Below are 24113 nucleotides of genomic sequence, written 5' to 3' on the forward strand. Positions count from 1 at the left end.
AAATCAGGACAGGACCGACTTGACGAGCACGGGGGAGCCGATGGGTGACAGCGACTTCAGGGTGGACACCGAGGTGCTGAGGAGCACCGGTGCCCAGCTGAGGGACATCGTCGACGCGCTGAAGGGGGCCAAGGACGACGCCGCCACCCTGGCCGGGCACGTGGGCCACGGCGGGCTGGCCGGCAAGGTCCGGGACTTCGCCGACAATTGGCAGAGCCGGCGGCAGGAGATGCTCGAGACGATCGGTGGCCTCGGCGAGGTCTCCGAGGGGGTCGGCATCGCGTTCGAGGAGTGGGACAGCGAGCTCGCCAGGGCGATCACGGTCGACGCCGAGCACGCAGGAGGGAACCGATGAGCCGCCCCACCGACTGGTCGCCCCTCCAGCAGTGGGAGGACCCGGTCCCGGGGGACCCGGACGAGGTCTCCGCCGGGGCGGAGGCCATGGCCCGCGTGGCCGCCACCATCAGCGAGGCCGCCGAGAACCTGCGGGCGCTCGGCGCCGACGACGGGATGAGGAGCCAGGCCGTCGAGAAGTTCCGGGCGCGTGCCCTCGAGGTCGCGGCCGAGATCGAGCTCGCCCAGGAGCGCTACGCGAACACCGGCACGGCACTTGCCGGGTACGTCGAGCCGCTCCGGGCTGCCCAGAAGCTCTCGGTCGACGCGCTGGACGAGGCCCGCACGGCTCGCGCGGCGCTCAACGCCGCCGAGGCCGACGTCTCCGACCTCAGCTACCAGCGCCAGGGCGCGGCCGACGAGGTGGCGCTGGCCAAGGTCGACGAGAAGCTCGAGGGCACCTGGGCGCGTCAGGCGCGCGCGCAGGGGGACCTTGACGCCGCGTTCGCCAAGCTGCGCGAGGCCACCGGGAAACGCGACGACGCCGCCGAGACGGCGATGGGCCTGATCGACCACGCGCTGAAGATCAACGACCTGGACGACTCGGCCTGGCGGCAGTTCCTCAACAAGAACGCCGAGTTCCTCGACGGGGTGGCCACGGTCCTGGGCTACGTCGCCGCCCTCCTCGCCGTGGTGACACTCTTCATCCCCGGCGTGAACCTCCTGGCCATCGGGCTCGCCATCGGCCTCGGTGCCGCGGCGATCAACTTCGCCCTGGCGGAGAACGGGAACAAGGACTGGAGCGACTTCTTCATGGATGTCGTCGGCCTGGCGACGCTCGGGGTCGGCAAGATCGGCGTACTGGCGCTCAAGGGGGCCCGGGCCTCCCGGGCGGCACAGGTGGCCCGGAACCGTGCCGGCGTGCTCGCGCCGCGCCGGCCCGCCGGCACGCCGCGCCGCGGCCGCGCCGGCAACCGGGCCCGTGCACGCCGCGCCCGGCAGGGTCAGGAGGCACAGCGGGCGGAGTACCTGCGTGCTACGACGCCGGACCGGACGGCAGTGCTCCGCGACCCGCGGTCCTGGTACGACGCCGCGAGGGAGAACGTCACGGACAACGGGTGGGGCAACCTCCTGCGCTCCGGGGGCGGCTCCGACGCGTACCAGATGAGCTACTACCGCATGGTCGCCGCCCAGGGCGAGGGAGGTGGCCGTGCCGCTCGGGAGATCATCGCGATCGACAACGTCACCGGGGCCATGACGAACTTCGAGGGCGGCCTCGCGGTGGTGGCCGCGACGCCCTTCAAGGACGGCGTGGCAACCTGGGGCGGGAACCTCCTCGACCCGTACCTGCCGGACCGCCGCCTCCAGGACGACGTCGGCGGGGTCGTGAAGTGACCACCCCGCAGACCGGGACGAAACGTCGCCGCATGACCCCTGTGCGGCAGTTCCAGGTGGTCGGGCTGGTCCACGGGGCGCTGTTCGCGTGGACCGGGTTCTATCTCTACGCCCCTCGCAACTACACCGACGGGATCGAGAGGGTGCTCCTCGACGTCACCGCGGGCGGGTTCGGTGACCGGTTCTACGCGGCAGTCGTGGCGGTGCTCGTGTGGGGGCACGTCCCCGTGGTGTACCTGCTCGCCGTCTGGGGAGTCGTCCTCGCTCTCGGCTCGCTCCGCGGACCGCGCCCCGGCGAGGGGTACGACCCCGGACGGGTGCCGACGGTCCTGCTGTTCTGGGGCTCGTTCGCGATCGCGGCGATGATCAGGTCGATCTCCGGCACGACGGCGGGGCCGCACAGATTCCTCGACAGCCCGTACTACGGGGTCTCGTTCGGCGCGTTCTGGGTCTGGGCCGGCATCGCCCTGGCCGCGGTCACGACCGCCGGCGTGCGTGCGGCTCGCGGCATCCCCTCACCCGACGCGGCCGACGTCCGGCACACGCGGGCCGCCCGAGTCATGGCGGCGCAGCGACGCCGCGAGAACCCATGAGCAGCGGCTTCACGATCGTCGTCCCGCCCGGCTGGGCGCGGATCCCGGTCGGCAAGGGGTCGCGCGAGGCTGTCACCGCGGTCCTGGACCGCACGTTCGCGGGGGTGCAGGACCCGCGGGCGGCGGGTCTGCGCCGGCAGCTGCACACCGCGCTCACGCGCCAGATCCGCGCTGCCGCGGCGCGCGGCGGCGTGGAGCTGTACCTGCCGGTCGAACGGGTGCACGGCGTCACGGTGCCCGCGTCCGTCGTCGTCAGCATGCCCCGCCTCGACCCGGGAGAAGATCCCGGTGAGGTGCTCCTGGCCGTGGTCGCCCGCCGCCCGGGCGCCGAGGTTGTCGAGATCGGCGGTGCACCTGCGGTGCGGACCTTGGACCAGCAGGACGCCACAGGCACCGCCGGGGTGGGGGAGGACGGTGCCCCGGCGCGCCGGCAGCTCACCTTCTTCATCGCGGAGGAGGGGCCGGGTGCCAGGTACGCCGTCGTGACGGCCAGCATCCTCGAGGGCCCCGGGAGCGGAGGTTCCGCCGTGGCGGACGCGATCACGGAGCTCGTCGACGCGATGCTCACCACCTTCCGGTGGCTCGGGCCTACGCGGGCGGCGGAGCGGAGCGAGCCTGCGACGGTGAGGGAGGAGGCCTCGTGATGCCGTCGCTGGTGGCGAGCCCGGACCCGGCGGTGTGGGTCCACGTCCCGGCCACCTATCCCGACCGACGCGGTGACGACCCCGGGGCGTGGGCGCGGTCCGTCGCGGTGGACTACGGGCCGCCGGACGACTCCTCCCGTGAGGTCTTCGAACGACTCATGGCGGATCTCGCCGAGGGCGAGACAGGTCACGACGGCGCCGTCTACCTCTACCTGCCGAACGACCTCGGCCGCATGGCCAAGGTCCGGCTGCTGACCGGGCCGACGGCGGGCCTCGCGGACCTGGAGGCGCCCGCCTCGCCGCTCGCGCCGGCGGCCGACGTCCTCGAGTCGGCGTATCTCGGTCCCGTGACGCGAACGCTCTCCGCGGGCCTGGCGCACCCGAGCTCCGACGACCTGCTCGTGACGGTCACGTACCGCTGGGACCTCGAGGGCGGGACCAGCGTCCTGCTCACCCTCTCCACGCTCGACCCGGGCCAGGCCGTGGGCATGCTCGAGGAGCTGGACGAGTTCGCCGACAACCTCTGGCTCGAGGACTCGTCCGGCGGCCACGACGCGACAGGAGGGCCATGACCCGCGACGACCCAGCAGTTCCGCAGCAGCGTCCGTACCGCGAGGTGGCGGCACTGGCACGCTCCGGCCGCGGCGACGAGCTGACGGAGCAGGAACGCGACATGGCCGGCGTCGGAGCCGGAGGGGCCGCGATCGCCGCGCTGCTCCTCGGGATCTTCGGGCTGGGCCCGATCGGTCTCGTCCCGGCGGTCCGCGCCGTACGCCGCGGCGGGACGGCCTCCTGGATCGGGTGGCTCGGCCTGCTCCTGTGCGCGACCAGCACCGCGATCATCGTCGGTGCTCTTGCCTTCGCCGCGCTCACCTAGCGTCCGCTGCCGCAGGGTCGTCAAGTCGTCGAGCCCCGAGAAGGTGCGACGGCATGGGGAGATGTCCCCGCCGACGACGGCCCGGAGGGGAGTTGTCCCCATGGTCGGTGGGCGACAGGGGGCATTTCGGACCGGTAGGAATGGTCCCAGCGGATCTCGCCGGCAGGCGGCGGGTCCTCGATCCCACGAGGGGGAGTGACGCCAGATGTCGAACATCAACGTCTCCTACGACGAGATGCAGCGTGAGGCCAACAACCTGGTCACCGCCAAGGACCAGATCGTCGCGGACCTGAACCGGTTGCAGGCGCAGATCCAGGGGCTGGTGGAGTCCGGGTTCGTCACGGACCAGGCCTCGGTGCGGTTCAACGAGTCCTACCAGCAGTTCACCACGGGTGCGCAGTCGACGATCGAGGGGCTGCAGGACCTCTCGCAGTACCTCGTCAACGCGGCCCAGGCGCTGGCCGACACCGACTCCCAGCTCGCCGCCGGCATCTGACCGACCGGCCGGGACCGCCCGGCCGCACGCGGGCACGGACGCACCGTCCGTGCCCGCAGCCGTTCCCGGGCCGCAGGCGGTCGCGGAGCGAAGGACATGGAGAAGGAGAGGGCCGGTGCCTTTCGTCCCGCAGGCCGCGCGCACCTACCTCTCGACTGCGCAGGTCGCCGACCCCCTGTCCCCGAACGACACCATCGCCCCGCTGCGGCGCGAGGCGCTCGACGTCCTCGGGCGGGCCTACGGCTCCCGTGCCCGCCTCGGTGCCGGCGCTCTCGCGTGGGCGCTCGGGCTGGTCGCCTCCGCCCTCACCGCCGCCGCTGCGGGACGCTGGCCGACGGCGGACGGCACGAGTGCGTGGTTCGCCGGCGCGGCCCTGCTGGCGGGTCTGTGCGCCGCCGGGCTCGGCGTCGCCGTGGTGCACTCCGGCAGCGTCCTGTCCCGAGCGGTCGCCGCCTGGCTCGCGACGCCGAGCCGCAGCGCCCGCACCCGCGACGCCGCCCGGCCCCATCGCGCGATCGCCACGCGGGCGGCGCTGGGCATCCTCGCCGCCGTCGCGGTGCTCGGCCTGGCCGGTCTGCTCGTGCGGGAGCTCCTCGACGGGACGGCGGCCGGTGCGGCCCACGCCTCCCTCGCTCCCGCCGCAGCGTTCGATGCAGGGCCCGCGTCCACCGGGGACCTGCGCATCGTCGTCGGGCTGGCGGCCGCCGCACTCGTGACCGCGACGGCGGCGGTGAGTCTCCTCTCGGGCGCCAACCGGATCCACGCGGCGGCCTGGCAGCCCGCGCCGGCACCGCCGCGCCCGCGGGCCAACGGGGACGGTCCGGCCGGAACGCGGCACACTGTGGTCATGCTCCTCGTCCCCGCGCCGGCCAGGAACTTCCTCGACCCGGCCGACTACCGGCGGGACTGGACCACCTACGGCTCGATGATGATCCGCCGCCAGGTGGCCATGCGGACGTTGCTGCCCGCCTTCACCGACCTGGGCCGCCTCGGGCTCGGGACGCTCGCGTGGGTGGCTTCCCTCGTCGGTGCGACGCTGTTGCGGGCAGGAGCCGGCGGCGCGGTGGCCCTGGGGCTCACCGGGAGCGCGGCCGCCGTCGCCGGCACGGTGCTGGTGGTGCTCGGCGTCGCTCTCGGAGTCGTCGTCGTCCTCGCAGGTTCCCGGCTCGCCCGCGGTCTGGCGCTGTGGGCGCTGATGCCGCTCCTGGTTCACGGGGACGGGTCCAGGCGTGCAGCCGGGTCCGCGGCGGGAACGTCCGTCAGACGTTCCGACGACCCCGCGGGGAGCCTTGCACCGCGCCTGCTCGCCGCGGTGGTCGTCGCCGCCGCCGGCGTGGTCTGGGCCGTCGACGTCGTGCGGGACGGACTCGTGGTCCTCGCGCCCTACTCGACAGCGGGCGACCTCGGTGTCCTCCTCGCGTCCGTCCTGGGTGCGGCGATCTCGTGGACGACGGCGGCCGCGACCTTCAGCGGCTGGCGCCGTGTGCGAGCCGCCCTCGCCGGACGCCTGGGGACGTCGCAGGAGGCGGCGGCGCTGCGTGAGGTGCACGGCGCGGCGCCCCGGGGGGTCGACGGTGCCCACCGGGCCTCGTCCGGCGTGGCCGGGCCCGGGGCGGCCTCGGGCGCGGCGCCCGTCGCAGCGCCGCCCGGGTGGGCGGTCGCGCCCGTGGCGGCCGAGCCCACGCCCCACCGCTCCAAGCCCACGCCCCACCGTTCCGAGGTGGCGCAGGTGCGCGTCGGCGGCCGCCTCCTCGACCCGGGCACGACCCTTCTCGGCCGTGCCCCGGCGGCACGCCCGGGCGAGCGCGTCGACCGCGCGCTCGCCGTCGAGGACCCGACGATGTCCAAGACCCACCTTGCGGTGCGGGTGACCCCGGCCGGCGTCTGGGTGACCGACCGGGCGTCCACGAACGGCACCACCGTGGTCACCGACGGCGGCGAGCAACGGCTCGAGGCCTGGCGGGAGACGAAGGTGCCGCCCGGCGCCCTCGTCCGCGCCGGTGCCACGGTCCTCGCCGTCGCCGGGGGTGAGAGCAGCCAGGACGTCGAGAGCACCGTGCTGCGCGACCACCGCTGAGGGCAGCGCCGTCGCCCCGCATCCTGAGACGCCGCCCGGCGGAAAGTGACGACGGTCCCGCCCGCGCGCTAGTCTCGCTGCGTGCGTATGGCTCACCGCGGGCAGCACCTGCTGCTCCTTCCGTGCCGCGACGAGGCCCTCTAAGGCCGGCTCCTCGTCGCGGCGGTCGTCGTGCCCCGGCCATCACGCACAGCGACGAGGAAGACAGATGAAGACGCAGCACCACATCGACGCCCAGCGGCCCTCGGCCATGCCGGTCTCGAAGTACCGGCCGTTCGTGGAGACCAACCCGGTCGACCTGCCCGACCGCACCTGGCCGACCAGGCGCACCACCAGGGCCCCCCGGTGGCTCTCCACCGACCTGCGGGACGGCAACCAGGCGCTCATCGAGCCGATGAACCCCCAGCGCAAGCGCCAGATGTTCGACCTGCTGGTGCGGATGGGCTACAAGGAGATCGAGATCGGCTTCCCGGCCGCCTCGCAGACCGACTTCGACTTCGTCCGGTCCCTGGTCGAGTCCGGCGCCGTGCCGGAGGACGTGACCGTCTCCGTGCTGACCCAGTCCCGGCCCGAGCTGATCCACCGCACGATCGACTCGCTGGTCGGCTTCCCCCGCGCCAACGTGCACCTGTACAACGCCACCGCACCGGTCTTCCGCGACGTCGTCTTCCGCAACGACAAGGAGGCCACCCGGGAGCTGGCCACCTCCGGCACCCGCGAGATCATGGCCCACGCAGAGAAGGTGCTGGGCGACGACACCGTCTTCGGGTTCCAGTACTCCCCGGAGATCTTCGTCGACACCGAGCTGGACTACGCCCTCGAGGTCTGCGAGGCCGTCATGGACGTCTGGCAGCCGGAGGACGGTCGCGAGATCATCCTCAACCTGCCGGCCACGGTCGAGCGGGCCACCCCGAACGTCTACGCCGACCAGATCGAGTGGATGAGCCGGAACCTCAGCCGCCGGGAGCACATCGCGCTCTCCCTCCACCCGCACAACGACCGCGGGACCGGGGTGGCGGCGGCCGAGCTCGGCCTGCTCGCCGGTGCCGACCGCGTCGAGGGCTGCCTGTTCGGTCAGGGGGAGCGCACGGGCAACGTCGACCTCGTCACCCTGGGCCTCAACCTCTTCAGCCAGGGCATCGACCCGATGATCGACTTCTCCGACATCGACACCGTGCGCCGCACCGTCGAGGCCTGCACGCAGATGGACGTCCACCCCCGTCACCCCTACGGCGGCGACCTCGTCTACACCTCCTTCTCCGGCTCCCACCAGGACGCCATCAAGAAGGGCTTCGAGGTGCGCGCGGCGAAGGTCGCGGACGCGGGCGGCGAAGAGAGCGCCGTCGTCTGGGAGCTGCCGTACCTGCCGATCGACCCCAAGGACGTGGGCCGCAGCTACGAGGCCGTGGTGCGGGTCAACTCGCAGTCCGGCAAGGGCGGCGTGGCCTACCTGCTCTCCTCCACCCGCCACCTGGACCTGCCGCGCCGGCTGCAGATCGAGCTGTCGGGCATCGTCCAGCGGCACACCGACGCCTACGGCGGGGAGATCGACGCCGAGAAGCTGTGGTCCATCTTCGCAGACGAGTACCTGCCGCACACCGCCGCGATGGGGCTCACGCCCTGGGGCCGGTTCTCCCTCGAGGGCACCACGGTCACGACGGCCGGCGAGGGCGAGGACGCCGTCCTGACCGTGACGCTGGTGGACCGCGGCGAGAAGAAGGTCGTCGCCGCCACCGGCAACGGCCCGATCGACGCGTTCGTCAACGCGCTCGGCGAGATCGGCGTGGAGGTCCACGTCCTCGACTACGCCGAGCACGCGCTCTCGGAGGGCGGGGACGCGACGGCGGCCTCGTACGTCGAGTGCCAGGTGGACGGTCAGATCCTGTGGGGCGTCGGCATCGACCCCTCGACGATGACCGCGTCCTTCAAGGCGATCGTCTCGGCCGTCAACCGCGCCGGGCGCTGAGGTCGGCGGCGTGGGCGCGGAGGTCACCTGGCGCATGGACCTGCCCGAGGGCTGGTTCGTGTGGGAGCCCGGCCACCCGGACGTCCAGGCCCTCCGCGCCGCCGCCACCACCTCGAGACGGGCGGCGCTGTCGCTGACCCAGGGCGTCGGCGTGCTGGAGAAGGAGCTCGAGGGTCGCACGTCGACGGCGGTCCAGGCGGGCGTGCGGGTCACCGACCCGCGCACCGGCCTCGTCTCCGGGAGCCTTCGGCTGTCGCACTGGCCCCGGCCCACCGAGGACGGCAAGGTGCTCAACGCCCGGCGCTATCTCGACCAGGTCGAGAAGCTCGGGCCCGACCCCGGCCGCCTGTACCAGCACCGGGAGGTCTCGCTGGCCACGGTGCCCGCCGGCCAGCTGGTGCTGACCAACGAGATCTGGCGGAAGAAGTGGGGGGTGCGCAGCCTGGCGCGCCTGTCCGCCACGGTCTTCCCCGGCGGCACGGAGAGCATCTTCGAGCTGGAGGTCACCTCCCGCTACGCCGAGCTGCAGCCCGCCCTCATGGCGGAGCTCAGCCTCATGGCCCACAGCCTCGAGGTGTCGCAGGGCTGATGGCCAGGCCGAGGTACGTCCGCGACTGGCGGCTGCCGCCAGGGTGGCGCGCGCAGCGGGACACCAGCGTCTTCGGCGACGGCGGCGCTCCGCTGTTCGACGACCCGTGGGACGTCCTCGACCCGCCGGGCGGCGAGGTCTCCGTCGCGGTGCTCGAGCCGGAGGCGCTCGCCCCCGCCCTCCCGCACGGCCGGCGGCCCGGGGAGCGGCGTCCGCCCACCCTGCTGCTGGAGCGGCGGGCGCTGACCCAGACGCCGGGCAAGGTCCGCAAGCTGCTGCGGACCGCGCCGCCGGTCGCCCCCGGCCTGCCGGTGCGGCCGGGTCACCGCACCGTGACGAGCGGCCACGGGCAGGTGGCGATGCTCTCCACCCGGCCCTGGGACGCCGGGACCGGGCCCGACGTCCGCGTGGTCGCCGTCGTCGTCCCGAAGTGGTCCAGGGACGCCGTGGTGCTCACGCTCACCTGGGACGACGAGGCCGGGATGGCCGAGCTGGAACGGCTGGCGGAGCGGGTCGTCGAGGAGCTGCAGATCGTCACCGAGGAGGTCGCCGAGACTCCCCGGAAGCCCGCGAAGAGCTCGGCCCGGCGACGGCGGAGCGGTGCCCGGCCCCGGGTCGGCGCGGTGTACCCGCCGCCCGACTGGGTCGGCACCCGGCTGGGCGGACGCCCAGGGGATGCGGCGGCCTGGCTGACCCGGGCGGTCCGCAGACTCTTCGGCCCGCGGTCGTTCCGGCGGGCGACCCGGTTCACGTGGGTCGCGTTCGGGGTGACCGTCGGGGCCCTGATGCTCACCGAGGGGCGGCTCCTGCAGGTCGCGCTGCTCCCGGTGGTCGCCGCCGTCGTCCTGCTGCCCGTCCTGCTCGCGTGGCGGGCCTGGACCGTCGTCCACGGCCTGCTGACGGACGGACGGGGCTGGAGCGCCCCGCTGCCGGACAGCGACGAGCCGCGCGACCTCGTGCAGTACCTGCCCGTCGCGCTCCTGCTCGGTGCGATCGTCCTTGGGCCGACCGTCGGCACCGGGGCCGCGCCGTGGCACCTCGTGCTGGCGGCCTGGGTGGACGTCCTCGCCCACGCCGTGCTGCTCGTGCTCGAGTGCGGACGCGGCCCGGCGCTGCGCCTGCGGGCACGGTGGGACGCCCGGCAGCCTGGGTGACCCGCCGACACGGCCGCCGGGCGCGCTGCGGCGGCCGGGGCCCCACGGCTGAGATGATGGGGTGGTGAAGCTCTACCGGGACGAGGCTGTGGTGCTGCGCACCCACAAGCTCGGTGAGGCCGACCGCATCATCACCCTGCTCACCCGCGCGCACGGCCAGGTCCGCGCCGTCGCCAAGGGGGTGCGGCGCACCTCCAGCAAGTTCGGTGCGCGCCTGGAGCCGTTCGGCGTGATCGACGTCCAGCTGCACCTGGGCCGCAACCTCGACACGATCACCCAGGTCGAGACGATCGCACCGTACGGGCGCTCCCTCGCCGGCGACTACTCCCTGTACACGACCGCCACCGCGATGGCCGAGGCGGCCGGGCGGCTGACCGAGATCGAGCGCGAGCCGGCGCCGCAGCAGTACCTGCTCCTGGTGGGGGCCCTGCACGCCCTGGCGACGCGGCGCCACGCGCCCTCGCTGGTCCTCGACTCCTACCTGCTGCGCTCGCTCTCCGTCGCCGGCTGGGCGCCGAGCTGCTACGACTGCGCGCGTTGCGGCGCCGACGGCCCGCACCGGGCCTTCAACGCCTCGATCGGCGGCGCGGTGTGCGACCGTTGCCGGCCGCCCGGCTCCGCCTCGCCGGCACCCGAGACCATGTCCCTGCTCGGGGCGCTGCTCTCGGGGGAGTGGCCCCAGGCCGACGCGTCCGACCCCCGGCACCGGAAGGAGGCCTCCGGCCTCGTGGCTTCTTACCTGCAGTGGCACCTCGAGCGGCAGCTCCGCTCCCTCCGTCTGGTGGAGCGCGCATGACGACGAGGACGCCGGTCCCGCCCCCGCCGCACCCGTCCGGCGAGGTCGCCCCACGGATGGACCCGCGGTTCGTGCCCCGGCACGTCGCCGTCGTCATGGACGGCAACGGCCGGTGGGCCAACGCGCGTGGCCTGCCCCGTGTGGAGGGTCACCGGGCCGGCGAGGCGGCCCTGCTCGAGGTGGTCGCGGGCGCCATCGAGCTCGGGATCACGCACGTCTCGGCGTACGCGTTCTCCACCGAGAACTGGAAGCGCTCGCCCGAGGAGGTGCGCTTCCTCATGGGGTTCAACCGGGAGGTCCTGCACCGGCGCCGGGACCAGATGGACGCCTGGGGCGTCCGGGTGCGCTGGGCGGGGCGCCGGCCGCGGCTGTGGCGCTCCGTCATCTCCGAGCTCGAGCGCGCCGAGGAGCAGACCCGCGGCAACACCGTGTGCACGCTGACGATGTGCGTGAACTACGGCGGCCGGGCCGAGATCGCCGACGCCGCCGCGGCCATCGCCCGCGAGGTCGCCGACGGCCGGCTGGACCCCTCCCGCATCACGGAGCGGACGGTCGCCCGCTACCTCGACGAGCCGGACCTGCCCGACGTCGACATGTTCCTGCGCACCGGCGGCGAGCAGCGCACGTCCAACTTCCTGCTCTGGCAGTCCGCGTACGCCGAGATGGTGTTCATCGACGACGCGTGGCCCGACGTCGACCGCCGCACCCTGTGGCGAGCGGTGGAGACCTACGCCCGCCGCGACCGCCGCTACGGCGGGGCGGTGGACCGCCCGGTGACCGCCTGACGGGCGCCGCCGTCGTCACGCCCGGCGCTCAGCCGGTCGGGCGGTCCTCGTCGTCGGGGTCCTCCACGCCGGCGGCGACCAGCACGACGCTCGCCGCGCGCCGCTCCTTGCGGCGGTGCATCGCGAAGGTGGCGACGAGGACGACGACGACGGCGACGAGGGCCCCGAGCGCGAGCGGGGAGCCCGCCGCCGCGGCGAGCGCCGCCTCCCACACGGCCCAGCCGATGGTGGAGTAGATCGCCGCCCACGCCAGCGCCCCGGGCACCTGGGCGACGGTGTACCGCGGCCATGTGATGCGCAGCACCCCGGCGGCGACCTGGATCATCGACTGGAAGCCGACGGTGAGGTAGGACAGCGGCACGGCCGGCAGGCCCCACCGGCGGATGGTGGCGATGCCTCTGTCGGCGCCCCCGCCCTCGAGCCACGCGTGGACCCGTCGGCGCCAGCCGGCGGTCGGCCGGGTGCGGCGCAGGGTCTGCTCGGTGGCCACCCGGCCGGCCCAGTACATGGCCTGACCGCGCACCGTGGCCCCGAGGTAGAGGAACACGAAGGTCAGCCAGAAGGGCCAGGACGCCAGGAAGTCAGGCACGGGTGCCCTCCGCGTACCGCTCGGTGGCGCAGACGGAGCAGGTGCCGAAGAGCTCGGCGGTGTGGTCGACGTCGACGAAGCCGTTGTCCTGGGCCACCTTGGCGGCCCACCGCTCGACCGTCTCGCCCTCGATCTCGACCGTGCGCCCGCACTCACGGCACACGAGGTGGTGGTGGTGGGTCTGCCGGGCGCAGCGGCGGTAGAGCGCCTCGCCGTCGCCGGTCCGCAGCACGTCGACCTGACCGGCCTCCGCGAGCGACTGGAGCGTCCGGTAGACGGTGGCCAGGCCGACCGTGCTGCCGCTGGAGCGGAGCATCTCGTGCAGCTGCTGGGCGCTGCGGAAGTCCTCGGTGCGGCCGAGGAGATCGCTGACGGCGGAGCGTTGCCTGGTCATGCGCAGCATCGGTCACACCACCTCTCGGACCTCGACGTCGTCGGCGACGTCGAGGTGCGGGTCGGTGTGCGTGGGACGCCCGAGCAACGGACGCACGACCGACACCACGGCGTAGAGCCCGATGGCCAGCACGACGATCGTCGCGCCCGGGGAGAGCGGGTACACGAACGTGATCGTCAGGCCGACGACGCACACCACCACGCCGATGACCATCGCGGTGGTCATCGTGGAGCGGAAGGAGCGGGCGAAGAGCTGGGCGACAGCGACGGGCACGATCATCAGCGCCGACACGAGCAGCACCCCGACCACCCGCATGGAGACGGAGACGGTGAGGGCCGCCATCACGGCCACGAGGATGTTGAGGGCGCGGACAGGAAGGCCCGCCGCCCGGGCGAACTCCTCGTCGTGGCACAGCGTGAACAGGGCGGGCCGCAGGCCGAGCCCGAAGCCGAGCAGCACGGCGGCGAGGACCACCGTCAGCCACACGTCGAGCGTGCTCACCGACGCGATGGACCCGAACAGGTAGCCGTTGAGATTCGCGGTGGTGCCGCCGGCGAGCCCGATGAGCAGCACGCCCGCGGCGATCCCGCCGTAGAACAGCAGCGCCAGAGCGACGTCGCCGCTCGTCTTGCCGCGTTCGCGCACGACCTCGATGAGGACCGCCCCCACGACGGAGGCGACGACGGCGCCCGGGACGGCGAGCGCGTCCTTGTCCGCGAGTCCCGCGGCGCTGCCGGCGAGCCAGCCCATCGCCACGCCCGTGAGCGCCACGTGCCCGATCCCGTCGCCCAGGAGCGCGAGGCGACGCTGGACGAGGTAGGTGCCCATGACGGGGGCCGCCACGCCGACGAGCACGGCGACGACGAGCGCCCGCTGCATGAGCGGTGTGGTGATCAGCTGGCCGAGAGTCGTCAGAAGGTCCATCACAGCTCCACCGTCAGGTCCGGGGCGTGGTGCACGGGCCCCACGGCTCCCTCGTGCGCGTGCTCGTGCTCGTGGCCCGGTGCGTCGTGGCCGGCGCTGGGCCGGGGCGGCGCGCCGTCGTGGACCACCCGGCCGTGGCGCAGCACCACGGCGCGCTCCACCAGCGGGCCGAGCTCGCCCAGCTCGTGCAGGACGACGAGCACGGTGGTGCCGCGCTCGTGCAGCTCGGCGATCGTGCGGGCGAGCGCCTCCTTGGACGCCGCGTCGATGCCCGCGAGCGGCTCGTCGAGCACCAGCAGGTCCGGCTCCCGCACGAGGGCCCGGGCGATGAGCACCCGCTGCTGCTGCCCGCCCGAGAAGACCTGGACGCTGTCCCGGGCGCGGTGGGCGAGGCCGACCTGCTCCAGCGCGGCCAGCGCGCGGGCCCGTCCGGCCCGTCCGGGCCGGAGTCGCCGACGATCGAGGAGTCCGGAGGTCACGACCTCCAGGGCGGTGGCCGGCACGCCCGCCGACGCGGTGACCCGCTGCGGCACGTACCCCACGCGCCCCCACGGGACGGTGCGCTGCTCGGCCATGACGTCGCGCCCGTAGATGCGTGCCCGGCCGCGGGTGACGGGCAGGACACCGACGAGGGCCCTGACCAGCGTCGACTTCCCCGAGCCGTTCGCGCCCAGCAGGGCGACGGTCTCGCCGTCACGGACGGTCAGGTCGATGCCGCGCAGCACCGTCGAGCGGCCGAGGACCACCGTGAGGTCCTCGGTGCGCACCGGCAGCACGGGCTCGCTCACGAGCACCTCATCGCCGTGGTGAGGGCGTCGAGGTTGGCGCGCATGACGTCCGGGTACTCCCGTCCCTGGTCCACCTGGGTCTCCAGCGGGTCGAGGACCGCGACGTCGACACCCAGGTCGGAGGCGAGGGACTCGGCGACGGCGGGGTTGACGAGGCTCTCGGTGAAGATCGTCGTGACGCCCTGGTCCTTCACGACGTCGCCGATCTGGGCGAGCCGGGCGGGGGAGGGCTCGGACTCCGGGTCCACCCCGGAGATGCCGACCTGCTTCAGGCCGTAGGCCTCGGCGAGGTACCCGTAGGCCTCGTGCGCGACGACGATCGTGCGGGTCTCGCACCGCGCGAGCCGGTCCGCGTACTCCTGGTCGAGGGCGGCCAGCTCGGTCCCGAGCCGCTCGGCGTTCGCGGCGTAGTCGGCGGCGTGCTCCGGGTCGGCGTCGGCGAGCTCGCCCGCGACGGCGGTCGCGACGTCGGCCAGGCGGGACGGGTCGAGCCAGAAGTGGGGGTCGCCGTCGGTGTGCCCGTGGCCGTCGTCGGTGCCGGCGGGCTCGTCCGCGTGCCCGTCCTCGTCCGCCGCGTGCCCGTCGCCGTCGGTGTGGACGCCGGCGGGCCCGGCCACGTCGAGCACGTGCGCGGGGGAGGTGACCGCGAGGGCGTCGTCGAGGGCCGCCTGGAAACCGGAGAGGTAGACGACCGTCGCGCCGTCGAGCTTGGCGACGGTGGCGGGTGCGAGCTCGAGGTCGTGCGGGTCGACGCCCGCAGGCGTGACGGAGGAGACGGTGACGTGCTCCCCGCCCACCTGCTTGGTCACGTACTCGAGCGGGTAGAGCGCCGTGAGGACGTGGGTGCGACCGTCGGTGGCGGCGCCGGCGCTGCCCAGGTCCGAGCACGCGGCGAGCGGGAGGGCCAGCACTGCCAGGGCGGCCGCGGCGCGGTGGCGCAGGTTCGTCATGAGGATGATTCTCAATCCTGGTGAGAATCAGTGTCAACTAGGAGAGTGGTGAGCCCCCTCACCTGACAGCCGGAGCGGTCGGGCGGCGCACACGGGCCGCCCGCATGGGTAGGTTGGTCACCGCAGCAGCCGGGAGCGACTCTGCTCCCGCCCCAACCGCCCGCGCCAGCCAGGTGCGGGTCACCGACCAGCAGGAGAGTTCACCCGTGGCCACACCCTCGCGCCTGGACAACGTCATCAACCTCGCCAAGCGGCGCGGCTTCGTCTACCCCTCCGGGGAGATCTACGGCGGCACCCGATCCGCGTGGGACTACGGTCCGCTCGGCGTGGAGCTGAAGGAGAACATCAAGCGCCAGTGGTGGCGCGCGATGGTCACCTCCCGCGACGACGTCGTCGGGCTCGACTCCTCCGTCATCCTGCCCCGTCAGGTCTGGGTGGCCTCCGGCCACGTCGGCGTCTTCACCGACCCGCTCACCGAGTGCCTCAGCTGCCACAAGCGCTTCCGCGCCGACCAGATGGAGGAGGAGTACGAGGAGAAGAAGGGGCGCGCGCCGGAGAACGGCCTGGCGGACATCCCCTGCCCCAACTGCGGCACCCGCGGGCAGTGGACCGAGCCGCGCGACTTCAACATGATGCTCAAGACCTACCTCGGCCCGGTCGAGGACGAGTCCGGCCTGCACTACCTGCGGCCCGAGACCGCGCAGGGCATCTTCGTCAACTTCAACAACGTCATGACCTCGGCCCGGAAGAAGCCGCCGTTCGGCATCGGCCAGATCGGCAAGTCCTTCCGCAACGAGATCACACCGGGCAACTTCATCTTCCGCACCCGTGAGTTCGAGCAGATGGAGATGGAGTTCTTCGTCGAGCCGGGCACGGACGAGGACTGGCACCAGTACTGGATCGACACCCGTACCGACTGGTACACGGACCTGGGCATCGCCCGGGACAACCTGCGCCACTACGAGCACCCGCAGGAGAAGCTCTCCCACTACTCCAAGCGCACGGTGGACATCGAGTACCGCTTCGGGTTCCAGGGCAGCGAGTGGGGCGAGCTCGAGGGCATCGCCAACCGCACCGACTTCGACCTGTCGACCCACACCGAGCACTCCGGGCAGGACCTCAGCTACTTCGACCAGGGCAAGAACACCCGCTGGGTGCCCTACGTCATCGAGCCCGCCGCGGGCCTGACCCGCTCGCTCATGGCCTTCCTCGTCGAGGCCTACACCGAGGACGAGGCCCCCAACACCAAGGGCGGGGTGGACAAGCGGACGGTCCTCAAGCTCGACCCGCGCCTGGCCCCGGTCAAGGCCGCGGTGCTCCCGCTGTCCCGCAACGAGAGGCTCTCGCCGGTCGCGCGGGACCTCGCCGCGGAGCTGCGGAAGTACTGGAACGTCGAGTTCGACGACGCCGGCGCCGTCGGCCGCCGCTACCGGCGCCAGGACGAGGTCGGCACGCCCTTCTGCATCACGGTGGACTTCGACTCCCTCGAGGACCAGGCCGTCACGGTGCGCGAGCGCGACACGATGAGCCAGGAGCGCATCTCGCTCGACAAGGTCCGCAGCTACCTCGCGGAGCACCTGCCCGGCTGCTGAGCCGGCCGCCGGCGCCACGTCCCGGCACCACCCACGCGGACGAGGTCGAGGTTCTGGTTCGAGAACGAACCGGAACCTCGACCTCGTCGCCGTCTCCGCCGTCGGACCGGGTGGAACTCGGCGCGTCCTCCGCGGCGGCGACTGACCGACCGGTGAGCATGGAGCGTGCCCCGCTCCCGCTCCCGTTCCCGCTCCCGATCGCACTCGCACTCCCACTCGCACCTGCCCGCCGGTGAGGCCGCCGCCCTGGCCCCGGCCGACGCGCGCCGCGCCCGCTGGATCCTCACCGCCCTCGTCGTGCCCCTGCTGGCCGCCACCGTGCTCGCCCTGGTCGCGATGTGGCCGCGCGGGGAGACGCCGATCGGGTCGGTGCCGCTGGCCGGCACCGGGATGACGATCGAGGCGGGCACCGTCGTCGAGGTGGTCGACCCGGCCGCGCCGGGCGCCCCCGTGGACGGGCAGGTCCGCGTCGAGCTGTCCACCGGCGAGCACGCCGGCCAGGTCGCGCCCGTCCAGGTGCCGCCGGAGATCATGGCGAACGGCATGGAGGCCGGGGACCGGGTGCGCCTGATGTTCAGCCCCTCGGCGATGGGGACCGGCAGCCCGTACGTGTTCTGGGACTTCGAGCGCACCGCCCCGGTGGGCTGGCTGGCCGTCCTCTACGCCGTCGTCGTCCTGGCCGTCGCGCGCTGGCGGGGGCTCGCCGCGATGGTCGGCCTCGCCGGGTCGCTCGCCGTCATCGTGGTGTTCGCGATCCCCGCGATCATGCTGGGGCAGCCGCCGCTGCTCGTGGCGCTGGTCGGCTCGTCCGCGATGATGTTCCTCTCCCTCTACCTCGCCCACGGCATCTCGATCCGGACGACGACGGCGCTGCTCGGCACCTTCGTCGGCCTCGCGATCACCGTGGCGCTGGCGGCGTGGGGCACGCGGTCCGCCAACCTCACCGGGACCAGCTCCGAGCAGTCCCTCATCCTGCTGGGGACCTTCCCGAACCTGTCGCTGACGGACCTGCTGCTCTGCGGCATGGTGATCGCCGGCCTCGGTGCGCTCAACGACGTCACCATCACCCAGGCGTCGGCGGTGTGGGAGCTGCACGCCGCCAACCCGTCCGTGCCGAGGCGGCGGCTGTTCACGCGCGGCATGCGCATCGGCCGCGACCACATCGCCTCGACGGTCTACACGCTCGCCTTCGCCTACGTCGGTACGGCCCTGCCGATGCTCATGGCCGCCGCGCTGATGGACCGCGCCGCGCTCGACACCCTCATGGCCGGCGAGATCGCCGAGGAGGTCGTGCGCACGCTCGTCTCCTCGATCGGGCTCGTGCTCGCCATCCCCGTCACCACGGGCATCGCGGCCGCCCTGGTCCGCACGAGCCGGCGGCGCGGCGGTGACGACCCCGCACCGGAACCGTCGCTCGAGGTCGCCGCCGGGGTGCGCTGAGCGGGCCACGTCACAGGCTCTCCGGCTGTCAGGCACGCCGACACCGGCGACAATGGCGCGGTGAGCGCACTGCAGATCGGACCCGTCACCGTGGGGACCCCCGTGGTCCTGGCCCCCATGGCCGGCGTGACGAACCCACCTTTCCGCAAGCTGTGCCGCGAGGCGGGCGTCGACGGGCTGCCGGAGGGTGCCGCGGCGGCGGTGCCCGGGTCGCACGCGCCTGCCGGGCTGTACGTGACCGAGATGATCACCTCGCGCGCGCTCGTCGAGCGCACGCCGGAGACCATGCGCATGATCACCCCGGACCCCGACGAACCCGTCCGCTCGGTGCAGCTCTACGGCGTGGACCCGGCCACCATCGCGGCCGCCGTGCGCATCCTCGTCGCCGAGGACCGCGCCGACCACGTCGACCTCAACTTCGGGTGCCCCGTGCCGAAGGTCACGCGCAAGGGCGGGGGAGGGGCGCTGCCCTGGAAGCGGGACCTCTTCGACGCCATCGTCACCGGCGCCGTCCGGGCGGCGCGGGAGGCCTCGACCGGGCGCGAGCGGGAGGTCCCCGTGACCGTCAAGATGCGGATGGGCATCGACGACGAGCACCTCACCTACCTCGACGCCGGCCGGATCGCCGAACGGGCCGGTGTCGCCTCGGTGGCCCTGCACGCGCGGACCGTGGCCCAGCACTACTCGGGGCAGGCCCGGTGGGAGTCGATCGCCCGGCTCAAGGAGGCCGTCACGACCATCCCCGTGCTCGGCAACGGCGACATCTGGTCGGCCGAGGACGCCACGGAGATGATGCGACAGACCGGCTGCGACGGCGTGGTCGTCGGGCGCGGGTGCCAGGGCCGGCCGTGGCTGTTCACGGACCTGGTCGCGGCCGCGCACGGCTCCGACCGGCGCGTCACCCCGGGGCTGCGCGAGGTCGCCGCCGTCGTCCGACGGCACGCGGAGCTGATGGTCGAGCACTTCGGCGAGGAGCCGCGCGCCCTGCGCGAGATGCGCAAGCACATGTCCTGGTACCTCAAGGGCTACGTCGTCGGCGGGGAGGCCCGGCACGACCTCGGGCTCGTCTCCAGCCTCGCCGAGCTCGACGAGCGACTGGCCGCGCTCGACCTCGACCAGCCCTACCCGGGCGAGGCCGCCGAGGGGCAGCGGGGGCGCGCCGGCACGCCGAAGCAGCCTCACCTGCCCGACGGCTGGCTGACCAGCCGGGACGTCGACGAGGAGCTGCGCGCCATCCTCGCCCAGGCCGAGCTGTCCGTCTCCGGCGGCTGAGCCCGCGCGGGCGGGCGCACCCGCGCGGCGCTCAGGGCCTGACCGGCCTCAGCGGTGCGCCCACACCGTGGTGTCCTGCGGGACCGCCACGGCTGCGCCGTCGTCCGTGGTCGGCCCGCTGGAGACGAGCACCTCACAGCCGGCGGGCAGGCGCACGGGCTCCGCCCCCAGGTTCGTCAGGACGACCACGTCCTCGCGGCCCGGGGCCCCGTTGACGAAGGACACGACCGAGCCGGAGCCGGCGTGCTCGCCGTCCCAGGCCAGCGAGCCGAGACCGAGCCCGAGCTCGCGACGCAGCCGGAGCACCGTGCGGTAGAGCTCGAGCGTGGAGCGCGGGTCGCCGTCCTGCACGTCAGCGGCGTGCGCGTGCCAGCCGTCGGGCTGGGGCAGCCAGGAGCGCCCCTGCTCGGAGAACCCGAACGACGGCGCACCCGCCTCCCACGGCAGCGGCACCCGGCAGCCGTCGCGCCCCTTCTCGGCGCCGTCGGTCCGGAAGAAGGCCGGGTCCTCGCGGGCGTCGTCAGGCAGGGCGGTGTGCTCGGGCAGACCCAGCTCCTCGCCCTGGTAGAGGTACGCCGAGCCGGGCAGTCCCAGCATGAGCAGGGTGGCGGCCCGGGCGCGGCGCAGGCCGAGCTCGGCGTCGGGCTGGACGTCCTCGGCTCCGATGCCGTTCGGTCCCTTGCCGGTCTCGGGCAGGCCGAGGCGCGAGGCGTGGCGGACGACGTCGTGGTTCGAGAGCACCCAGGTCGTGGGGGCGCCGACGGCGTCGTTGACCCGGTAGGACTCCTCGACGCACTCGCGCAGGCGCGGCGCGGACCAGGGCGAGACGAGGAAGGCGAAGTTGAAGGCCTGGTGCATCTCGTCCGCCCGGACGTACCGGGCGAGGCGCTCGAGCGGGTCCACCCACGCCTCGGCGACGAGGACACGCTCGCCGGGGTACTCGTCGACCACCCGGCGCCACGAGCGGTAGATCTCGTGGACGCCGTCCTGGTCGAACATGGGCGGGTGCGGGCGCGCGGTGCCGCCCGGCTCGTCCTCCGTGCCGGCGACCATCTCGACGTGGCCGGTCCAGTCCGGCAGGCCGGCGGCCTTGACGAGGCCGTGCGCGACGTCGACGCGGAAGCCGTCGACGCCACGGTCGAGCCAGAAGCGCAGGACCGACTCCATCTCCGCCCGCACCTCGGGGTTCTCCCAGTTCAGGTCCGGCTGGGTGGAGTCGAACAGGTGCAGGTACCACTGCCCGTCGTTCTCCCACGGGCTGCCGGGGGCGTCGTCGCGGTCGCAGACCCTGGTCCAGGCAGGGCCGCCGAAGATGGACTCCCAGTTGTTCGGCGGCTCCTCGCCGACCTCCCCGCCGCCCTCGCGGAAGAGGTACCGGGCGCGCTCCGGGCTGGTCGGGCCGGCGGCCAGCGCCTCGCGGAACCAGACGTGCTCGTCCGAGGTGTGGTTGGGCACGAGGTCCACGATCACCCGCAGGCCGAGGGCGTGGGCACGCTCGAGCAGGGCGTCCGCGTCCGCGAGGGTGCCGAAGCGCGGGTCGACGTCGCGGTAGTCCGAGACGTCGTAGCCGCCGTCGTGCTGCGGCGAGCGGTAGAACGGCGAGAGCCACAGCGCGTCGACCCCGAGCGCGGCGAGGTGGTCCAGCCGCGAGGTGATTCCCGGCAGGTCGCCCATGCCGTCACCGTTCCCGTCGGCGAACGAGCGCGGGTAGACCTGGTAGATCACCGCGTGCCGCCACCACGCCTCGTCGCGGTCGTGCGCCGGGGCGTGGACGGTCAGGGATCGGGGCTCGGTGCGAACTGTCACTTCTCTCCTACGTCGGTCTTCGGGTCGCGTCAGCGGGAAGGGGCCCCGCGCGGCGGGAGCGGCCGTGCGCCGGGGACGGCCTCCGTGCGAACGCCGGCAGCCAGCGTGGCACGTGCGGCGTGCCGGGCGCACATCGGTGGGGGCCGGGAGGCCGCGTGCCCCCTCGGCGCCCGGTGCGGCACGGGCGCCGCAGGTTCAGTACGCGGTCGGCGCGGCGTCGGTGGACCCGCGGACGATGAGCTCGGGCACGAAGATCAGCTCGCCGCGCGGCACCTGCGAGCCGCCGATCTCCGCCACCAGGGTGGTCACCGCGGCCTGGCACATCGCGGCGACGGGCTGACGGATCGTGGTCAGGGGCGGGTGCGTGAAGGGGATGAGCGGGGAGTCGTCGTACCCGATGACGGAGAGGTCCTCGGGGACCCGCCGTCCGTTCGTGCGCGCCGCCCGCACCACGCCCAGCGCCATGAGGTCGGACCCGCAGATGACCGCCGTGCACCCCTGCTCCAGCAGCTCCGTGCCCGCCGCCACGCCGCCCTCGACGGTGAACAGCGTGCGGACCACCCGCGGCTCCTCGCCCTCCACGTACTGCGCGATGGCCTCCTCGAAGCCCACGCGCTTGCGGTGCGCGGGCACGAAGCGCTCGGGGCCGATGGCCAGGCCGATCCGGCGGTGCCCCTGGGACACCAGGTGCCGCACGGCGAGCTCCATGCTGCCGCGGTCGTCCGTGGAGAAGCACGGGGCGTCGATCGCGGGGTTGTGGCCGTTGAGCAGCACGAACGGCAGGCCGCGCTCGCGCAGGCGCTGGTAGCGCGCCGGGTCGGCGTTGGTGTCGGCGTGCAGCCCGGAGACGAAGACGATGCCGTCCACGCCGTGCTCGAGCAGCATCTCGACGTACTGGTCCTCGGTGGTGCCGCCGGGGGACTGGGTGCACAGCAGCGGCGTCAGGCCCATCGTGGCGAGGACGGACTCGACGGACTGCGCGAAGGCGGGGAACACGGGGTTGGTGAGCTCCGGCACGATCAGCCCGACCAGCCCCGCCGAGCGGGAGCTCAGCTTGTCCGGGCGCTCGTAGCCGAGCATGTCGAGGGCCGCCAGCACCGCCCGCCGGGTCTCCCCGGCGACCCCCGGCTTGTCGTTCAGCACCCGGGAGACGGTCGCCGTGCTGACGCCGGCCTGCTCCGCGACGTCGGTGAGTCTGGTGCGCCCTTGCATGGCAGACCTGTGCTTTCTCCTAGGTGCGCGCGACCGGTCCGCGCGGCACGTGAAACCGTTGCCTGAAAGTTACTGCAAGTAGTTGCAACTTTGCCAGCACCGCAGTTACTGTCGAGACATCCGGACCGGTTCCGTCGGCGACGACGGGGCGAGCCGCGACTGAATATCCCACCTATCCCACAGGAGATTCGAGATGCGACGGAGCATCACCCTTGCGGCCGCCGTCGGTATGACGATGGCGCTCGCCGCGTGCGGGGGCGAGACCCCCGAGGCGGACACGACGGCGGAGCCCGCCGCCGGGGCGACCTCTGCGCCCGCCGGCGACGGCGGGACGCTGACCATCTGGACCGACGAGACCCGGCAGGAGGCCGTCGAGGCGGCCGCCACGGCGTTCGAGGAGGAGACCGGCGCCACCGTCGCGACCGTTCTGAAGAACTTCGAGGACATCCGCGCCGACTTCCTCGCCCAGGTCCCCACCGGCGAGGGCCCGGACATCACCGTCGGTGCGCACGACTGGCTCGGCGAGATGACGGCCAACGGCGTCGTGGCCCCCATCGAGCTCGGCGACAAGGCCTCCGAGTTCGAGACCGTCGCGATCGAGGCCTTCACCCAGGACGGCCAGGTCTACGGCCTGCCCTACGCGGTCGAGAACATCGGCCTCATCCGCAACACGGCGCTCGCCGCGGAGGCCCCGGCCACCTGGGACGACGCCGTCGCCGCGGGCCAGGCCGCGGGCACGAAGTACCCCCTCCTCATCCAGGTGAGCGAGGAGGGCGACCCCTACACGATGTACCCGCTGCAGACCTCGTTCGGCGCCCCGGTGTTCGTCCAGAACGAGGACGGCTCCTACAGCCCCGAGCTCGCGCTCGGCGGCGAGCCCGGCAACGCGTTCGCGCAGTGGCTGGCGGAGCAGGGCCAGGCGGGCACGCTGGACACCGCCATCACCTACGACATCGCGGTGGAGGCCTTCGCCAACGGCGAGTCCCCCTTCATCATCGGCGGGCCGTGGATGATCGCCAGCTTCGAGGGCCTCGACCTCGCCGTCGACCCGATCCCGAGCGCCGGCGGCGAGCCCGCGCAGCCGTTCGCGGGTGTCCAGGGCTTCTACGTCAACGCCAAGAGCGAGAACGCCCTGCTCGCCAACGACTTCCTCGTGAACTTCATGTCCACCGAGGAGGCGCAGCTCGCCCTGTACGAGGCGGGTGACCGTCCGCCGGCCCTGGTCGCCGCGGCCGACACCGCCTCCTCCGACCCGGTCACCGCCGGGTTCCGCGAGGTCGGTACCGACGCCGTGCCGATGCCCTCCATCCCGGAGATGGGCGCGGTGTGGAACTTCTGGGGCGTGACGGAGGCCGCGATCGTCAGCGGCTCGCAGGAGCCCGTCGCGGCCTGGGAGAAGATGGTCTCGGACATCCAGGGCGCGCTCGACGCCGCCTGACCC

24 protein-coding genes are annotated in these 24113 nt (G+C 73.5%); 17 read left to right on the forward strand and 7 right to left on the reverse strand.

Going from position 1 to position 24113, the window contains the following annotated elements; translation table 11 throughout:
- Positions 1–40: 40 nt before the first annotated feature.
- The 13 genes from ATJ97_RS18840 to ATJ97_RS18900 all read left to right on the forward strand — a co-directional run bounded on the left by ATJ97_RS18840 (position 41) and on the right by ATJ97_RS18900 (position 11705).
- On the forward strand, positions 41–355 hold the full coding sequence (locus ATJ97_RS18840) for a hypothetical protein (protein ID WP_098485063.1): 315 nt from the start codon (positions 41–43) through the stop codon (positions 353–355).
- Positions 352–1728, forward strand: coding sequence for a hypothetical protein (locus tag ATJ97_RS18845; protein ID WP_098485064.1), 1377 nt, complete (start codon positions 352–354; stop codon positions 1726–1728). The genes ATJ97_RS18840 and ATJ97_RS18845 overlap by 4 nt, the downstream gene beginning before the upstream one ends.
- Positions 1729–1760: 32 nt before the next feature.
- A complete protein-coding gene (locus ATJ97_RS18850) occupies positions 1761–2321 on the forward strand; it encodes a hypothetical protein (protein WP_098485065.1) in 561 nt (186 codons plus the stop codon).
- Complete coding sequence (locus ATJ97_RS18855; RefSeq protein ID WP_098485066.1) at positions 2318–2965, forward strand: hypothetical protein; 648 nt, start codon at positions 2318–2320, stop codon at positions 2963–2965. The genes ATJ97_RS18850 and ATJ97_RS18855 overlap by 4 nt, the downstream gene beginning before the upstream one ends.
- The gene (locus tag ATJ97_RS18860; RefSeq protein WP_098485067.1) at positions 2962–3537 is read left to right on the forward strand and encodes a hypothetical protein; all 576 of its coding nucleotides are present in this window, start codon (positions 2962–2964) and stop codon (positions 3535–3537) included. Before ATJ97_RS18855 ends, ATJ97_RS18860 begins: the two co-directional genes overlap by 4 nt.
- A complete protein-coding gene (locus ATJ97_RS18865; protein WP_098485068.1) occupies positions 3534–3842 on the forward strand; it encodes a hypothetical protein in 309 nt (102 codons plus the stop codon). Before ATJ97_RS18860 ends, ATJ97_RS18865 begins: the two co-directional genes overlap by 4 nt.
- Before the next feature lie 205 nt (positions 3843–4047).
- The gene (locus ATJ97_RS18870) at positions 4048–4338 is read left to right on the forward strand and encodes a WXG100 family type VII secretion target (RefSeq protein WP_098483518.1); all 291 of its coding nucleotides are present in this window, start codon (positions 4048–4050) and stop codon (positions 4336–4338) included.
- Positions 4339–4453: 115 nt separating this feature from the next.
- Positions 4454–6415 carry an FHA domain-containing protein gene (locus ATJ97_RS18875; RefSeq protein ID WP_098485069.1) on the forward strand — a complete coding sequence of 654 codons (1962 nt, stop codon included), beginning with the start codon at positions 4454–4456 and terminating at the stop codon, positions 6413–6415.
- A 208-nt stretch (positions 6416–6623) separates the two neighbouring features.
- Positions 6624–8381 carry a 2-isopropylmalate synthase gene (leuA, locus tag ATJ97_RS18880; protein WP_245862749.1) on the forward strand — a complete coding sequence of 586 codons (1758 nt, stop codon included), beginning with the start codon at positions 6624–6626 and terminating at the stop codon, positions 8379–8381.
- A 10-nt stretch (positions 8382–8391) separates the two neighbouring features.
- Positions 8392–8970 carry a hypothetical protein gene (locus ATJ97_RS18885; protein WP_098485070.1) on the forward strand — a complete coding sequence of 193 codons (579 nt, stop codon included), beginning with the start codon at positions 8392–8394 and terminating at the stop codon, positions 8968–8970.
- Positions 8970–10124 carry a hypothetical protein gene (locus ATJ97_RS18890; RefSeq protein WP_098485071.1) on the forward strand — a complete coding sequence of 385 codons (1155 nt, stop codon included), beginning with the start codon at positions 8970–8972 and terminating at the stop codon, positions 10122–10124. Before ATJ97_RS18885 ends, ATJ97_RS18890 begins: the two co-directional genes overlap by 1 nt.
- Positions 10125–10188: 64 nt before the next feature.
- On the forward strand, positions 10189–10920 hold the full coding sequence (gene recO, locus ATJ97_RS18895) for a DNA repair protein RecO (RefSeq protein ID WP_098485072.1): 732 nt from the start codon (positions 10189–10191) through the stop codon (positions 10918–10920).
- A complete protein-coding gene (locus tag ATJ97_RS18900; RefSeq protein WP_098485073.1) occupies positions 10917–11705 on the forward strand; it encodes an isoprenyl transferase in 789 nt (262 codons plus the stop codon). Before recO ends, ATJ97_RS18900 begins: the two co-directional genes overlap by 4 nt.
- Before the next feature lie 28 nt (positions 11706–11733).
- Here ATJ97_RS18900 and ATJ97_RS18905 read toward each other — a convergent pair whose 3' ends face one another.
- From ATJ97_RS18905 to ATJ97_RS18925, 5 genes are read right to left on the reverse strand one after another with little or no spacing between them, the layout of a single operon-like run.
- Positions 11734–12294: a DedA family protein gene (locus ATJ97_RS18905; protein ID WP_098485074.1), complete on the reverse strand. Its 561-nt coding sequence runs from the start codon at positions 12292–12294 to the stop codon at positions 11734–11736.
- Positions 12287–12697 carry a Fur family transcriptional regulator gene (locus ATJ97_RS18910; protein WP_098485075.1) on the reverse strand — a complete coding sequence of 137 codons (411 nt, stop codon included), beginning with the start codon at positions 12695–12697 and terminating at the stop codon, positions 12287–12289. Before ATJ97_RS18910 ends, ATJ97_RS18905 begins: the two co-directional genes overlap by 8 nt.
- Before the next feature lie 3 nt (positions 12698–12700).
- Positions 12701–13612 (reverse strand): metal ABC transporter permease, encoded by a 912-nt coding sequence (locus ATJ97_RS18915; RefSeq protein ID WP_098485076.1) that lies wholly within the window; start codon positions 13610–13612, stop codon positions 12701–12703.
- The gene (locus ATJ97_RS18920; protein WP_211287289.1) at positions 13612–14400 is read right to left on the reverse strand and encodes a metal ABC transporter ATP-binding protein; all 789 of its coding nucleotides are present in this window, start codon (positions 14398–14400) and stop codon (positions 13612–13614) included. The genes ATJ97_RS18915 and ATJ97_RS18920 overlap by 1 nt, the downstream gene beginning before the upstream one ends.
- On the reverse strand, positions 14397–15350 hold the full coding sequence (locus tag ATJ97_RS18925; protein ID WP_098485078.1) for a metal ABC transporter substrate-binding protein: 954 nt from the start codon (positions 15348–15350) through the stop codon (positions 14397–14399). Before ATJ97_RS18925 ends, ATJ97_RS18920 begins: the two co-directional genes overlap by 4 nt.
- Positions 15351–15556: 206 nt before the next feature.
- Between ATJ97_RS18925 and ATJ97_RS18930 the strand changes: the two genes are divergently transcribed.
- The 3 genes from ATJ97_RS18930 to dusB all read left to right on the forward strand — a co-directional run bounded on the left by ATJ97_RS18930 (position 15557) and on the right by dusB (position 19654).
- Positions 15557–16942: a glycine--tRNA ligase gene (locus ATJ97_RS18930; protein WP_098485079.1), complete on the forward strand. Its 1386-nt coding sequence runs from the start codon at positions 15557–15559 to the stop codon at positions 16940–16942.
- 165 nt (positions 16943–17107) lie between these two features.
- On the forward strand, positions 17108–18382 hold the full coding sequence (locus ATJ97_RS18935; protein WP_245862752.1) for a YibE/F family protein: 1275 nt from the start codon (positions 17108–17110) through the stop codon (positions 18380–18382).
- Positions 18383–18442: 60 nt separating this feature from the next.
- Positions 18443–19654 (forward strand): tRNA dihydrouridine synthase DusB, encoded by a 1212-nt coding sequence (gene dusB / locus ATJ97_RS18940; protein ID WP_098485080.1) that lies wholly within the window; start codon positions 18443–18445, stop codon positions 19652–19654.
- Between the two features lie 48 nt (positions 19655–19702).
- On the opposite strand, the gene ATJ97_RS18945 is transcribed toward dusB, so the two are convergent.
- Both ATJ97_RS18945 and ATJ97_RS18950 read right to left on the reverse strand, forming a co-directional pair.
- Positions 19703–21460, reverse strand: coding sequence for a glycoside hydrolase family 13 protein (locus tag ATJ97_RS18945; protein WP_425432780.1), 1758 nt, complete (start codon positions 21458–21460; stop codon positions 19703–19705).
- Between the two features lie 195 nt (positions 21461–21655).
- Complete coding sequence (locus ATJ97_RS18950) at positions 21656–22672, reverse strand: LacI family DNA-binding transcriptional regulator (protein ID WP_098485081.1); 1017 nt, start codon at positions 22670–22672, stop codon at positions 21656–21658.
- A 193-nt stretch (positions 22673–22865) separates the two neighbouring features.
- Between ATJ97_RS18950 and ATJ97_RS18955 the strand changes: the two genes are divergently transcribed.
- Entirely contained in the window at positions 22866–24110 is a 1245-nt protein-coding gene (locus ATJ97_RS18955) for a sugar ABC transporter substrate-binding protein (protein WP_098485082.1), read from the forward strand.
- The last annotated feature ends 3 nt before the right edge of the window (positions 24111–24113 follow it).

This window comes from Georgenia soli, assembly GCF_002563695.1.
Classification (GTDB): domain Bacteria; phylum Actinomycetota; class Actinomycetes; order Actinomycetales; family Actinomycetaceae; genus Georgenia; species Georgenia soli.

Excerpts from the sequence above, each read along its gene's own strand:
- ATJ97_RS18840 (WP_098485063.1), top strand. The coding sequence starts at position 41 with ATGGGTGACAGCGACTTCAGGGTGGACACCGAGGTGCTGAGGAGCACC.
- ATJ97_RS18845 (WP_098485064.1), top strand. The coding sequence starts at position 352 with ATGAGCCGCCCCACCGACTGGTCGCCCCTCCAGCAGTGGGAGGACCCG.
- ATJ97_RS18850 (WP_098485065.1), top strand. The coding sequence starts at position 1,761 with ATGACCCCTGTGCGGCAGTTCCAGGTGGTCGGGCTGGTCCACGGGGCG.
- ATJ97_RS18855 (WP_098485066.1), top strand. The coding sequence starts at position 2,318 with ATGAGCAGCGGCTTCACGATCGTCGTCCCGCCCGGCTGGGCGCGGATC.
- ATJ97_RS18865 (WP_098485068.1), top strand. The coding sequence starts at position 3,534 with ATGACCCGCGACGACCCAGCAGTTCCGCAGCAGCGTCCGTACCGCGAG.
- ATJ97_RS18870 (WP_098483518.1), top strand. The coding sequence starts at position 4,048 with ATGTCGAACATCAACGTCTCCTACGACGAGATGCAGCGTGAGGCCAAC.
- leuA (WP_245862749.1), top strand. The coding sequence starts at position 6,624 with ATGAAGACGCAGCACCACATCGACGCCCAGCGGCCCTCGGCCATGCCG.
- ATJ97_RS18890 (WP_098485071.1), top strand. The coding sequence starts at position 8,970 with ATGGCCAGGCCGAGGTACGTCCGCGACTGGCGGCTGCCGCCAGGGTGG.
- ATJ97_RS18900 (WP_098485073.1), top strand. The coding sequence starts at position 10,917 with ATGACGACGAGGACGCCGGTCCCGCCCCCGCCGCACCCGTCCGGCGAG.
- ATJ97_RS18910 (WP_098485075.1), bottom strand. The coding sequence starts at position 12,697 with ATGCTGCGCATGACCAGGCAACGCTCCGCCGTCAGCGATCTCCTCGGC.
- ATJ97_RS18915 (WP_098485076.1), bottom strand. The coding sequence starts at position 13,612 with ATGGACCTTCTGACGACTCTCGGCCAGCTGATCACCACACCGCTCATG.
- ATJ97_RS18925 (WP_098485078.1), bottom strand. The coding sequence starts at position 15,350 with ATGACGAACCTGCGCCACCGCGCCGCGGCCGCCCTGGCAGTGCTGGCC.
- ATJ97_RS18950 (WP_098485081.1), bottom strand. The coding sequence starts at position 22,672 with ATGCAAGGGCGCACCAGACTCACCGACGTCGCGGAGCAGGCCGGCGTC.
- ATJ97_RS18955 (WP_098485082.1), top strand. The coding sequence starts at position 22,866 with ATGCGACGGAGCATCACCCTTGCGGCCGCCGTCGGTATGACGATGGCG.